Source organism: Domibacillus sp. A3M-37, from assembly GCF_024213455.1.
Taxonomy (GTDB): domain Bacteria; phylum Bacillota; class Bacilli; order Bacillales; family Domibacillaceae; genus Domibacillus; species Domibacillus tundrae.
In genome coordinates this window covers 33,994-46,881 of record NZ_JANAVL010000013.1, presented here as the reverse complement: position 1 = coordinate 46,881, position 12,888 = coordinate 33,994, and the positions used below count along the sequence as shown (strand labels likewise).

The window sequence follows — 12,888 nt, the reverse complement described above, 5'->3', positions numbered from 1 at the left end:
AACAGTTGCCTGTTTCGAAGATAAGAGGAGAGACTTCAATGGAAAAGCATTTTGAACCGTCCAAATTGGACATTAAAATTTTTGATAAGAAAAATAGCCGCCCGTTTGCGGAAACGCCGCCCGAAGATAAAGAGGTATATGAGCTTCATGATGAAACGATGCGGACACCGCTTGAAAAAGCAGATGTGTTTGAAAAGCTGCTTCAAACAGAAGATGCGTGCGAATTATGGATTGTTCCCGTAACGGAGTCCACGTCCTCTTTCACCCAATCATTGTCTGAAGAAAAAACATCTGCTCTTTTCGGCATGCTGTCATCATTTCGTGAAAAAGTGCAGCGCGATCGAACTTTCTTAGTTGTTGGACCGGATTGCTCCGAAAGCATGAAAGGGAAAGTCAAGCAGCTTGGCTATACGATCCTTCCTTGTGAACCAGATGACCTTAAATCTGTAATTGTAGAATATTAAAAAACGGCACCTGTTTAAAATAAACAGGTGCCGTTTTTTAATATTTATTCACGTTAGTTATTAATATATTTTTCGTAAACGGCACCAAAATCTTTTACACGATATTCATCGCTTGATTTTTTGAACCAGTCAAATGCGTAAGCATTCACTTTTTCAAATTCAGCTGATAAATCAATTTGCGCCTTCGTAATGTTTTTAATCGAATTTGCTGATATATCCAGGCTTTGCTGGGCATAACCGAGATGCATTTCGTTTTCCCTTTGCATTTCTGCAATTTGCCATAATGCCTTGTACAAGTCTTTTAATTCTTCCAGATGTCTTTTGTGCACGTCAATGGAGTACGTTTCACTGCCAAGTGTAAACTTAATTTCCACATCGAGGTCCACTGTACCCGCTGTTTCGAGGTATACGTTCGAAATACGGTTTGTCACGTAGTTAAACCGGCGAAGCATCCGTTTTTTGCTGACAGCATTCGCCCCATCTACATGCACAAGCCCAATGTTCGTAAAGCAATATTCATCTGCTTTCGATTTAATGAGAAAATAAATTTTCTCATTATCTTCATGCATAATGTAATCATCCGCATCTACTTTGTCATAATCAGCTGGCTTGATGACTGCTCCAACATCGCTTAATCCTAATACGTCTGCCGCGACCTTTCCAAACATAATCCCATCTCCCTTTTTAACGAAGTATATGAATGAATACGATCTTCTTTCTTTAAAAGTTTCATTTTTTTCAAAAAGAGCTACTACCTCTTTTTTTAGAAGCGGATGGTAATAATATCCTTGAATCCGATAGCAGTCTCTTCTCACGAGCCAGTCGTGCTGTCTTAAAAAAGACTTTTTTAATTCTTCTTTTTTATTATACATCTAATCACCCTGAAAAATACAACAATAATGTAATTTTTTACAAAAAAAGAAACCCTGTACATCAGGGTCACTTGCGGTGCATTTTAAATTTCAAAAATAGTTCATTGTAGCGAGCGAGCATTTCCGGTCCAAGGTTTTCGTACACCTCCAGACGCTCGGTCATGTCAGCAGGCGGATAAAAGCGTTTGTCTTCTACCATTTCTTTCGGCATGAGTTCCAGCGCTTTTTTATTCGGTGTCGAATAGCCGACATATTCCGTATTTTGCGCCGCCACTTCAGGATCAAGCATAAAGTTAATAAATGCATGAGCCGCTTCAATATTTTTTGCTGTCTTCGGAATCACCATGTTGTCGAACCAAAGATTCGATCCTTCTTCCGGCACGACATATTCAAGATTATCTTTCGTCCCCATCAGTTCAGAGGCAGTCCCGGACCAGACAAGGCCAATCGATGCTTCATCATTTTCCATCAGCATTCGGATTTCATCGCCGACAATCGCCTTAATGTTTGGCGTCAATTCATCCAGTTTGGCTTTTGCTTCCTGCAAGTGCGCTTCATTTGTATCATTTAATGAATAGCCAAGGCTGTTCAGCCCCATTCCCATTACTTCACGCGCACCGTCAATCATTAAAATTTTATTGCGGAACTCAGGTTTCCATAAATCATTCCAAGCAGTAATTTCTCCGTTAACTTCATCGGTATTGTATAAAATACCGACGGTCCCCCAAAAGTATGGAATTGAATACTTGTTTCCAGGATCAAATGACAAATCCATAAACCGATCGTCAATATATTTCAGATTTGGCACTTTCGAATGGTTAATTGGATAAAGAAGATCCTGATCCCGCATTTTTTCTATCGTATATTCAGAAGGTACCGCCACATCATATGTCGTGCCGCCCTGCTCTATTTTTGTCATCATTGCTTCGTTAGAATCAAACGTTTCATAAATGACCTTCACACCCGTTTCTTTTTCAAACCGGTCGATCAGTTCTGCATCAATATAATCGCCCCAGTTATAGACGGTCAACGTGCTCCCTTCTGTCTGCCCGCTCGAAGCATTTAAGCGGTCAACGACATACAAAAGAAGAAAAGAAATCAGGAAAACCGCAACGAGCGCCTGCATCAATTTTTTCATTTCCGCACCCCCGCTGCCGGTTTTTCATTTCGTTGTTGAATAAAATAGTAGCCCATCACAAGGAATATCGTGAATAAGAATAAAAGCGTCGAAAGTGCGTTAATATTTAATGAAATACCCCGGCGCGCCAACGAATAAATTTCAACGGAAAGTGTTGTAAATCCGTTTCCTGTCACGAAAAACGTGACCGCAAAATCATCAAGCGAGTACGTCAGCGCCATAAAAAAGCCGGCAAAAATACCGGGTGTAATATACGGTAAAATGACTTTCGTTAAAACATCGAATCGGGAAGCGCCGAGGTCATGCGCTGCATCAATTAAAGAACTGCTCATTTCCTGCAGTTTCGGCAGCACCATAATAACAACAATCGGCACCGAGAAAGCAATATGTGCCAAAAGTACCGACGTAAAACCGAGCTTAATGCCAACGATCGTAAACAAAATCAAAAAAGAAGCGCCGATAATAACATCCGGGCTGACAATCAATACATTGTTTAATGAAAGAAGCGTATTTTGATAGATTCGCTTTCTCGCGTAGATGATAGCCAGCGCTCCAATCACGCCAATTATCGTTGAAATCGCGGCTGACAACAAAGCAATAACGATAGTATTTAACACAATAATGAGCAGCCTTGTATCGGAAAACAATTCTTTATACCAATCAAGTGTAAAGCCATCAAAGCTGCTCATCGTTCCTCCGCTATTAAACGAGTAAAACATCAAATAAAAAATCGGTGCATATAAAATCAGAAATACAAACGCTAAGTACGCGCGCGGCCAAAATGATTTCATGTCACAATACCCCTTTCTTACGCGTACCGGTCACAATCATAATAATCACCATAATGAGAATTAAAAAAACAGCAATCGTCGCACCCATCCCCCAGTCCTGGGTCACGAGAAAGTGCTGCTCAATCGCCGTACCAAGCGTAATAACCCGATTGCCGGCGATCAGGCGGGTAATCATAAACAGTGAGAGAGCCGGAATAAAGACAGCCTGCACACCCGCTTTGACACCGGATGACGTCAAGGGAAAAATGACTTTCAGAAACGTCATCCATGAAGATGCGCCGAGGTCGCGCGATGCATACACAAGTGCCGGATTCAGCTTATCAAGCGCGTTGAAAATAGGCAAAATCATAAATGGAATAAATATGTACACTGATACAAAAACGAAGCTGAAATCGGTAAATAAAATTTGTTTTGATCCAATCCCGATTGTTTTCAAAAAGCTGTTGGCTGCTCCATACGTACTGAAAATGCCAAGAAAAGCGTATGCTTTTAATAACAAATTTACCCATGAGGGCAAAATGATCAATAACAGCAAAATTTGTTTAAACTTAGACTGGGTAATAAAATAAGCGGCTGGATACGCGATGACTAAACAGAAAAATGTAATTAAAAAAGCATACCAAAACGAACTGAGCGTCATCATTAAATACACAGGCGTAAAAAAGTTTTGATAGTTCGCAAAGGTAAAATTTCCATTCAAATCAAAAAAGGAATAGTAAACAACCAACAAAATCGGTGCGACGACGAACAATCCGATCCATAGCATGTATGGAATCGAGTAAAATGTCCGTTTATTCGCGTCCATTTATGATCCCTCCTGTTTCATAGCTTTCAAGCCGTTTATCAAACTCTTCTTCCGTTTCATTGTGACGCATCACGTGAATCGCTTCCGGATCAAAATTAAGCCCGACTTTTTCGCCCACAACCGCTTTTTTCGTCGAATGAACGAGCCATTCGTTTCCGTCCGCATCATAGCAGCAAATTTCATAATGCACGCCGCGAAACAGTTGGGAATCGACATCCGCCTGGATTTTGCCGGCACCCGGTGTTGTTAAAGCCAAATCTTCCGGACGGATGATGACTTCCACTGGTTCATCTGGTCTAAGTCCTTTATCCACACATTCAAACTGGCATCCGGCAAATTCTACTTCGTAGTCACGGACCATAGTGCCGTCAATAATATTCGACTCACCGATAAAGTCGGCCACAAACCGGTTGATCGGTTCATCATAAATATCCATCGGTGTGCCGCTCTGTTGAATTCTGCCTTCATTTAACACGAAAATCTCGTCACTCATCGCAAGCGCCTCTTCTTGATCGTGCGTAACAAAAATAAACGTAATGCCAAGCCGCTGCTGAAGTTCGCGAAGCTCATACTGCATCTCCGTCCGCAGCTTCAAATCAAGCGCCGACAGCGGTTCATCAAGCAAGATCACTTCTGGCTCATTTACGATCGCCCGTGCAATAGCTACACGCTGCTTTTGCCCGCCGGACATTTCCAACAGCTCCCGCTTTTCATAGCCGGATAAATTGACGAATTTCAGCGCTTCCGTTACTTTTGCATCGATATCCGTTTTTTTCATTTTTTTAATACGCAGTCCAAAGGCAATGTTTTCATATACATTTAAATGAGGAAATAATGCATAATCTTGAAAAACTGTATTCACCTTCCTTTTATTAGCCGGCACGTTGTTCATCCGCTTGCCGTTGAAGAAAATATCACCGGACGTCGGCTCTGTAAACCCTGCAATAAGCCGTAAAATCGTTGTTTTCCCGCACCCGGACGGTCCAAGCAGCGTGTAAAATTTGCCTCTTTCCATTTCAAAGCTGACCTCATCAAGTACGCGCTCATTACGGTCATATGCTTTCGACACCCGGTCGAACCGGATAATGCCTTCTCCACTCACACTCATCCCTCCACACAAGTATACTCGCCATCATTTTCCCTTTTCGGTCACATTATAACGGATTTATGCAAAACAGACTATTTTTCAATTCAAAAAATATTTTTCGGCAATTTGGTTATTCACGCCTTCACAAAACGATGAAAACGATAAGCTGTAAATAAAAAAACCTGTACCGGCTCTCAGCCGGTACAGGTTTTTTTTATCATTATTCTCCAACTACAAACTCAAAGTTCGCGCTGAATTTCACGTCTTTCGCAACAAGTACGCCGCCTGTTTCAAGTGGTGCGTTCCATGTTAAGCCGTATTCTTCACGGTTTACTTTGCCTTCCCCGTCAAAACCGGCGATTGTGCTGCCGTCCATTGGGCTTTTAGAAGTACCGTTGTATTCCACGTTAAATGTTTCTGTATTTGTTACGCCTTTAATCGTTAATTGACCTGTTACTTCATATTCATCGTCTGATGCTTTTTTGATGGAGTCACTGACGAATGTGATTTGAGGATGGTTTTCCACATCAAAGAAATCGCCTGAACGAAGGTGGTTATCGCGGTCTTCGTTATTTGTGCTAATTGAAGCTGCATCGATTGTTACCGTCCATTTTGCTGCTTCAAGGTTGTTTACGTCGCCGTCAATTTGCACATCGAAGTTTTTAAACTCTCCCTTTGTTTTTGTTACCATCATGTGTTTAACTTGAAATGCGATCCCGCTGTGTACTTTGTCCAATGTAAATGTTGCCATGTTTCATTCCTCCTCGATTTATAAAAGTAACTTACTTACCTTACTATACACAAAACTTATTTCGAATTCAAGATAAATGTTTATTAATCTTTTGTAAATGAAAAACGTCCCGGCGTTTAAGCCGGAATGTTCTTCTTAGTGAATATCTTTTTTCTTAAATCGGCCGCCGCGCACTTCGGCAATATCTGCTACAGCGAGAAAGGCTCCTTCGTCCATGTCTTCCACAATCGATTTTAATTTTGCTTCTTCCAGACGGTTAATCACACAAAAAATGACTTTTTTGTCGTCACCCGTATATGCGCCTTCCCCGTTTAAATACGTTACACCACGGCCAAGACGGGCAATAATTGCTTCGCCAATTTCCTGGTACTGGTCACTAATGATCCATGCTGATTTCGATTCATCCAGTCCTTGAATGACGACATCGATCGTTTTAAATGCCACAAAGTATGCTAGAACGGAATACATCGCCCGGTCCCAGCCAAATACGAAACCGCCCCATATGAAAATAAAGATGTTGAAAAACATAACAATTTCGCCTACCGAAAACGGCAGCTTTTTGTTAATTAAAATGGCCAAAATCTCTGTTCCGTCTAATGATCCCCCGTAGCGAATGACAATGCCGACACCGGCACCGAGAGTGATTCCGCCAAAAACCGCAGCTAAAATAATGTCACTCGTAAAAGCCGCTACCGGATGGAGAATCGTCGCAGCGACGGACAAAATCGCAATGCCGAATACCGTTGAAATAGCAAAGGTTTTTCCAATTTGCTTATACCCGAGAAAAAAGAAAGGAATATTAAGCAGAAATAAAAAGAGTCCGAGATTAATGCCAGTTAAATTGGATAAAATAATGGAAATCCCAACGATTCCGCCATCCATTATTAAATTTGGCACAAGAAAAATTTCAATGCCAATAGCCATTAAAATTGCGCCAATAAAAATAAACAGCGTTCGTTTCAGCAATCGCTTCAGGCTGGTTTTTCGATGCTGCTTCTGGATAGATCCTTGCTGTCTTGCCATTTGTTCCTCGTCCACAAACTCACGCCCTCATATTCTGTTTCTTCCTATTATAGCAATTTTTCCTTATCAAAAAAAGCGTCCCTCCTTAGAGAGACGCTTTCACTTAATTTACACCACGCATAAAGCTGCGGATTTTGGATGATACAACAAGCAATACAAGACCGATAAAAATCGAAACGCCGCCGATCACGCCAAAATAAATCACTTCCGTGTCCTGGCTGTAAAAACGGACGAGCTGGGCATTAATCGCCTGCGCGGATGCATTCGTTAAAAACCAAAGACTCATTGTCTGTGCACTAAAAGCCGAGGGTGCGAGCTTCGTTGTCACGGACAATCCGACTGGTGACAAGCAAAGCTCACCAAGGACAACAAGGAAAAAGCTGAGCGCAAGCCATATTGGGCTGACAAGTGTATCTGATTCTCCAAGTGCCGGAATAATCATGACGAGAAAGGACAGACCTGCAAAAAACAAGCCAAGCGAAAACTTAACCGGGGTTGATGGCTGACGGCTGCCAAGCTTTACCCATAGCCAGGCAAAAACCGGTGCCAGCAGGACAACAAACAGCGGGTTTAACGACTGAAACCAAGAAGATTGAAGTTCCATGCCCATAAACGCAAGCTCTGTGCGCTTATCCGCATATTGCGCCAAAATAATCGCGCCTTGTTCCTGAATGGCCCAAAACATAACCGCCGCAATAAACAGCGGGATATACGCAAGCAGGCGGGACTTTTCCGTATCCGATGTTTTTGGACTGCGGTACATAAAGAAAAAGTATGCAGCCGGAATCACGATACCAAGCACGCTGATCGTCATGGTAAAAACGCCGAGCGTCAATACCCCTTTCACCAGGCCTGCAATAACCAGCGCTGCAATCACAGCAGCGCCAATACCGATTTGTGTAAATACTTTTTTCTTTTCCGTCGGTGACAGTGGATTTGGTACATACGACCCGGCCAGGCCAAGGTTTTTCTTCTGTGTCGCCAAATAAACAGCCAAGCCAAGTAACATCCCAAATGCGGCGATACTGAAACCAAGGTGGAAGTTGTATTCCTGGCCAATGGTTCCTACGATAAACGGGGCAATAAGTGCGCCCATGTTAATACCCATGTAAAAAATACTGAAGCCTGAATCACGGCGTCCATCTGTTTCTGCATACAAATCACCGACAATGCTTGAAACATTCGGCTTCAAGAGCCCAGTTCCGATTATGATAAACGCCATGGAAGCAAACAGGCCGGATGCGCCAAACGGCAATGCAAGCACAATGTGGCCGATCATTATCAAGACGCCGCCATAAAAGACCGTTTTCGATGTACCAATTAACCGGTCCGCAATCCAGCCGCCAATAATGCCGGACATATACACAAGAGAACCGTAAATCGCCATAATAGAAGCGGCTGTTGTTTCACTTAAGCCAAGTCCGCCTTCTGACACTTCATAATACATATAATAAAGAAGAATCGCCCGCATGCCGTAATACGAGAATCTCTCCCAAAACTCTGTGAAAAACAGCGTAAATAGCCCTTTTGGATGACCAAAAAAGCCTCGCTGCGGAACACTGTCAACAATTGCTCTTTTATCCATTCCCTCTGCATCCTCTCACACCGAAAATTATATTAGAAAATCTTCAGAATCCTTAAACTTTTTATATAAAAGGTGTTTAACAGGATATCAGACTATTAATTATTATTCAACTAAAATAAAAAAGTTGTTTTTTTCTGAATTATGTTTTTTCAATCACGCATTCTGATTCCGAATGGAGGGTACTTTTATTTTCAAAGCAAACGTCTCCCCTTTATGAACAAAATCTAGATATCCCTGGTTTTCTTTTACATAATCCCGGATCGCCTTTGTTCCGATTCCTGCATGTCCCCCCCCCCTTTCGTTGTAACACCAGTTTTAGTAAAAAGGGGATCCAACATTTGATCTGGGATCGTCAATGATTCATTTGTACAGGAAAGCAAAAAAAGACCACTTCTCTTTGAAAACTGAAGCGTAACAGAAGCACATGGAGAAAGTCGCCATGCTTTGTGATTCGGTCGCGATGATTCATAAAGGAGAACTCATCTGTCACGAGAAGCTGGATACACTTTACACATTAGAAGGAAGCGAGGACTTGAACTATATCTTTATGTCCAAGCTTGTAAGAGGAGGAGCTCATTATGCTTCTTAACATTTATTTAAAAGAGCTGAAGGATTGTTTCAGAGACCGGCGCACGCTTTTGCTCAGTGTGTTCCTGCCCATCGTCATGATGACCGGACTGACCTTATTTTATGAAAGCCTCGTTTCAGATGGAAGCGACGAAATCTATACATTAGCTGTAGATAACACGTTTGAGGCGGAAGCAGAACGCATCTTTACTTCTTCTCCAAATATTGAAATTGAAGCAGCACAAGACCCCGAAAAGTTGGTCGCGGACGGCGATGCCCATGCTGCACTCGTCACAGATGGCTTGTTTTCAGAAAATATTCAAAATGGCGTTCCCGCTTTCATTTCATTGGCGTAAATGAATTAACTGTTCAGCATTTCGCCATTCCGATTTTAAATTTGTTCAGTGTACTGAAAGAATTGACCGTCGGTGTTGTTAATTACGAACATTTACTGATCATGCTCGGCACGAATCTTTTGTGCGTGGCCGTCTTTTTGATCATCGGACGAATGCTGTTTTTAAAAGACAAATGGGTCATGAATTAAAAAAATGGGACTGTCTCTCTGAACGAAGAGACAGTCCCTCTTTTTTAGCGTGCCTGTAAAATTTCTGTAAGGATCGGAACGATCTGTTTTTTACGTGATACGACGCCTTTCAGCACTGCCTGGTTGTCTTCAAGCTTCACGTTAAATGCTTCTTCAACAGCTGATGTTTCAGCACCAATTGCCACAGCAACTGAATCACTGTTTAAGATGTCTGTAATAACGACAAGGAACAAGTCAAGTGTTTTTTCAACGATTGCCTCAGTGACAGCTTCTTCAAGTTCCGCTTTCAATGCTAAAACGTCCGCTGGATCAATCGCGTTAATTTGCGCGATTTCGACCTTTTTGCTGCCCATCGGGAACACTTTTGCGTCGATGCCGATTAGTTCAGCCGCTGTTTTTCCGCTTAAGTCCGCGCCCGCTTTAAGCATATCAAGTCCGTACTCGTCTGTGTTTACACCTGCGATTTCCGCCAATTCTTTCGCTGCTTTCATATCTTCTTCTGTGCATGTTGGCGATTTAAACAATAATGAATCGGAAATAATCGCTGACAGCATAAGGCCGGCGATGTTTTTTTCGATCTCCACGCCATGTTCTTTATAAAGCTTGTTTAAAATCGTTGTTGTACAGCCAACCGGTTCTGCACGGTAGTAAAGTGGGTCTGTAGTTTCAAAGTTTGCAATGCGGTGATGGTCAATGACTTCAAGAACGTTTACGTCATCAATGTCATCTACACTTTGCTGGCGCTCATTATGATCGACTAAAATAACCGTTTCCACTTCCGGTGCCGCTTTTTCAATTAAGCGCGGGGCTTCCGTGTTAAATTTCTTTAAAGCAAATTCTGTTTCGCCGTTTACGTCGCCAAGGCGGACCGCTTCCACGTCAAAACCAAGCTTTGTTTTCAAGTCCGCATATACGATCGCTGAGCAAATTGTGTCGGTATCCGGGTTTTTGTGACCAAAAATAAATGTTTTTCCCAATTGTTTTCCCTCGCTTTATGTAGAGTATTCCATTTCATTTTAACGCAAAACAAAAAAAGTTTCCTTACTTAATTACAGTATAACGGAAATCAAGTTAAACTCCTATAAGGTTAATTCGTTTAAATGTTAAATTATTGTAAAGGGCAGGAACATAGACCAATAAGTACGAATTGTTAATAAGATGGAGGTGCTTTTATGCAAAAAACGCACGGATGGAAACTTTTTTTCACGCTGCCTGTTCTTTCATGGGCATTGTACGATTTTGCGAATACGATTTTTTCGTCGAATATTACGACGATCTTCTTTCCATTTTATGTTCAGGAAGTGGCCGGCGGTAATGAACGGCTTGATCAGATGGCCAGCACCTTTTTGTCGTATGCTAATGCGGTTTCGAGCTTATTTCTTGTTATTTTTTCACCATTGTTTGGCGTGTGGATCGACCGGAGCGGACGGAAAAAGCATTACGTGATTGCTTTTGCGCTCGCAGCGATTTTTTTCACCGCACTTATGGGACTGATCGCGCCGCAAAATTTCGGCCAATTTGGCGGATTGCCGGCTGCGTTTGCTGTCGTTGTCTTATTGTTTGTTGCCGCCAAGTTTTTTTACCAGTCGAGCTTAATTTTTTATGATGCGATGCTGCCAGACATTGGCACGAAAGATACGATGTCTGTTCTGTCGGGATTTGGCGTGGCTGTCGGTTATATGGGGACACTTGTCGGACTTGCCGTTTATCCGCTTGTCAGTGATGGCAATTATGCGGATGCGTTTTTGCCGACGGCGATTTTATTTTTCCTCTTTACGCTGCCGATGCTGTTTTTGTACAAAGAAACACCAGGCCCTACACAGGAGAAGCGGCCCTTTTTCGCCGGCTATCGCGATGTATGGGAAACGTTTCAAGACATGAAGCAATACCGGGCGATCTTTTTATTTATGATCGTGTACTTTTTCATTAATGATGCCATTGCGACGGCGATCGCGATGATGGCTGTGTACGCGAAAGCCATCGTCGGTTTCACGTCAGGCGAATTTATTTTGCTTTATCTCGTTTCGACTGTTTCAAGTATTATCGGTTCCTTTATTTTTGGCTATATTACACGAGCAGCTGGTGCAAAAAAAGCGGTGTTTTATGTTGGTCTCATTTTATTTGTGGCGCTTCTACTCGGTACGTTTGCGATGAACCGGCCGATGTTCTGGGTGACCGGCAGCTTGTTCGGCGTCGCTCTGGGTGCTGTGTGGGTTACATCCCGTATTTTTATTATTGAGTTGTCTCCTGAAAATAAGCGCGGCCAGTTTTTCGGCTTGTTTGCTTTTTCGGGAAAATTATCAGCGATTGTCGGTCCGCTCATGTACGGAACGATTACGCTTCTGCTTGCCGATTACGGAGACATCGCCAGCCGGGCCGCTCTTTCGTCGTTAATGATTTTTGTCTTGATCGGCTTGATCATTCACCGGAAAATTCCTGCATAATATCACGAAGCTTTTCCATATCCGCATGAATTAGTTGAAGCAGGCTGCGGTTATAAAAAATCGAAGCTGGATGAAAGGTCGGAAAAAGACGATATTGTTTTTCTGTCCATTCGTACTGGTCACACTTTAACCTCAGCACCGGCTGTACAAGCAGCTCGCCGTGAAGATCGGATACTTTTTTCTTGTTTCCGATCAGCCGATTTAAGCCGATATTGCCAAGCGTGACAATAATCGGCGCGTGGACATGCTCGATTTCATAATCGAGCAGCGGAGCGTGTGCCAGGATTTCACTACTTGTCGGCGCCCGGTTATACTTCCGCATGATTTTCGTGCCGTCCGGTCCGTTTTTCTCTCCCCATTTGTAAGGGCGGCTCCGGACGGCACTTGTAATATAAACCTCTTCCCGCATCACACCTGCCATTTCTAAAAACTTCATTAATTCTTTACCTGCCCGGCCGCTAAATGGTATGCCATTGCCGATTTCCGTTTCACCGGGCGCTTCACCGACAAGCATCAACCTTGGATGTTTCGGTCCACTCCCATATACAAACCCTTCTACAGGATAAGGCTCGATCCTTTTTTTACCCAGCTCTGCAAGCTCTTCCGGAATTCTCATACGATCGCTTCTTTCTTTTTTACTCATTTTTTCCCGTTGAAACGAAATAAAAACCCCGCTTTAAACGGGGCTAATTTTTAAAGTTGCATTTCCTGTGCACTATTTACAATGTCTTCCGTTACAGTGTAATTGCTGTAACCGGCATTCATAACCTGTTTCTGCATTTGTCGCCAGTTAACTGTCATTGTGTTTACTTATAAA

At 42.6% G+C, this 12,888-nt stretch carries 13 protein-coding genes and 1 pseudogene; 4 read left to right on the top strand and 10 right to left on the bottom strand.

Going from position 1 to position 12,888, the window contains the following annotated elements; translation table 11 throughout:
* The first annotated feature begins 38 nt into the window (after nucleotides 1-38).
* Nucleotides 39-464, top strand: a complete 426-nt coding sequence (locus NLX67_RS16690) for a hypothetical protein (RefSeq protein ID WP_046179961.1) — start codon at nucleotides 39-41, stop codon at nucleotides 462-464.
* 53 nt (nucleotides 465-517) lie between these two features.
* Here the strand turns inward: NLX67_RS16690 and NLX67_RS16685 are convergent, their stop codons facing one another.
* The 8 genes from NLX67_RS16685 to NLX67_RS16650 form a co-directional block, all read right to left on the bottom strand.
* On the bottom strand, nucleotides 518-1,132 hold the full coding sequence (locus NLX67_RS16685; protein ID WP_046180904.1) for a PH domain-containing protein: 615 nt from the start codon (nucleotides 1,130-1,132) through the stop codon (nucleotides 518-520).
* A 271-nt stretch (nucleotides 1,133-1,403) separates the two neighbouring features.
* Nucleotides 1,404-2,474, bottom strand: coding sequence for an ABC transporter substrate-binding protein (locus tag NLX67_RS16680; RefSeq protein ID WP_254312639.1), 1,071 nt, complete (start codon nucleotides 2,472-2,474; stop codon nucleotides 1,404-1,406).
* Nucleotides 2,471-3,265, bottom strand: coding sequence for an ABC transporter permease (locus NLX67_RS16675; protein WP_254312638.1), 795 nt, complete (start codon nucleotides 3,263-3,265; stop codon nucleotides 2,471-2,473). Before NLX67_RS16675 ends, NLX67_RS16680 begins: the two co-directional genes overlap by 4 nt.
* 1 nt (nucleotide 3,266) lies before the next feature.
* Complete coding sequence (locus NLX67_RS16670; RefSeq protein WP_254312637.1) at nucleotides 3,267-4,070, bottom strand: ABC transporter permease; 804 nt, start codon at nucleotides 4,068-4,070, stop codon at nucleotides 3,267-3,269.
* Complete coding sequence (locus tag NLX67_RS16665; RefSeq protein ID WP_254312636.1) at nucleotides 4,057-5,172, bottom strand: ABC transporter ATP-binding protein; 1,116 nt, start codon at nucleotides 5,170-5,172, stop codon at nucleotides 4,057-4,059. Before NLX67_RS16665 ends, NLX67_RS16670 begins: the two co-directional genes overlap by 14 nt.
* Before the next feature lie 205 nt (nucleotides 5,173-5,377).
* Nucleotides 5,378-5,908: a YceI family protein gene (locus tag NLX67_RS16660; RefSeq protein WP_254312635.1), complete on the bottom strand. Its 531-nt coding sequence runs from the start codon at nucleotides 5,906-5,908 to the stop codon at nucleotides 5,378-5,380.
* A 135-nt stretch (nucleotides 5,909-6,043) separates the two neighbouring features.
* Nucleotides 6,044-6,931: a YitT family protein gene (locus tag NLX67_RS16655; protein WP_254312667.1), complete on the bottom strand. Its 888-nt coding sequence runs from the start codon at nucleotides 6,929-6,931 to the stop codon at nucleotides 6,044-6,046.
* A gap of 103 nt (nucleotides 6,932-7,034) precedes the next feature.
* Nucleotides 7,035-8,516, bottom strand: a complete 1,482-nt coding sequence (locus NLX67_RS16650) for a peptide MFS transporter (RefSeq protein WP_254312634.1) — start codon at nucleotides 8,514-8,516, stop codon at nucleotides 7,035-7,037.
* Nucleotides 8,517-8,940: 424 nt separating this feature from the next.
* Here NLX67_RS16650 and NLX67_RS16645 point away from each other — a divergent pair.
* A pseudogene (locus NLX67_RS16645) lies at nucleotides 8,941-9,105 on the top strand (ABC transporter ATP-binding protein); the annotation flags it as partial.
* Nucleotides 9,095-9,439 carry an ABC transporter permease family protein gene (locus NLX67_RS16640; protein ID WP_254312633.1) on the top strand — a complete coding sequence of 115 codons (345 nt, stop codon included), beginning with the start codon at nucleotides 9,095-9,097 and terminating at the stop codon, nucleotides 9,437-9,439. The pseudogene NLX67_RS16645 and the gene NLX67_RS16640, both read left to right, overlap by 11 nt.
* 232 nt (nucleotides 9,440-9,671) lie before the next feature.
* Here the strand turns inward: NLX67_RS16640 and NLX67_RS16635 are convergent, their stop codons facing one another.
* A complete protein-coding gene (locus NLX67_RS16635; protein ID WP_046181157.1) occupies nucleotides 9,672-10,604 on the bottom strand; it encodes a manganese-dependent inorganic pyrophosphatase in 933 nt (310 codons plus the stop codon).
* 195 nt (nucleotides 10,605-10,799) lie between these two features.
* Here NLX67_RS16635 and NLX67_RS16630 point away from each other — a divergent pair, with 195 nt between their 5' ends.
* On the top strand, nucleotides 10,800-12,071 hold the full coding sequence (locus NLX67_RS16630) for an MFS transporter (RefSeq protein WP_254312632.1): 1,272 nt from the start codon (nucleotides 10,800-10,802) through the stop codon (nucleotides 12,069-12,071).
* On the opposite strand, the gene NLX67_RS16625 is transcribed toward NLX67_RS16630, so the two are convergent.
* Nucleotides 12,046-12,687: a uracil-DNA glycosylase gene (locus NLX67_RS16625; RefSeq protein ID WP_254312631.1), complete on the bottom strand. Its 642-nt coding sequence runs from the start codon at nucleotides 12,685-12,687 to the stop codon at nucleotides 12,046-12,048. The two genes, NLX67_RS16630 and NLX67_RS16625, sit on opposite strands and share 26 nt — an antisense overlap.
* Nucleotides 12,688-12,888: the final 201 nt, after the last annotated feature.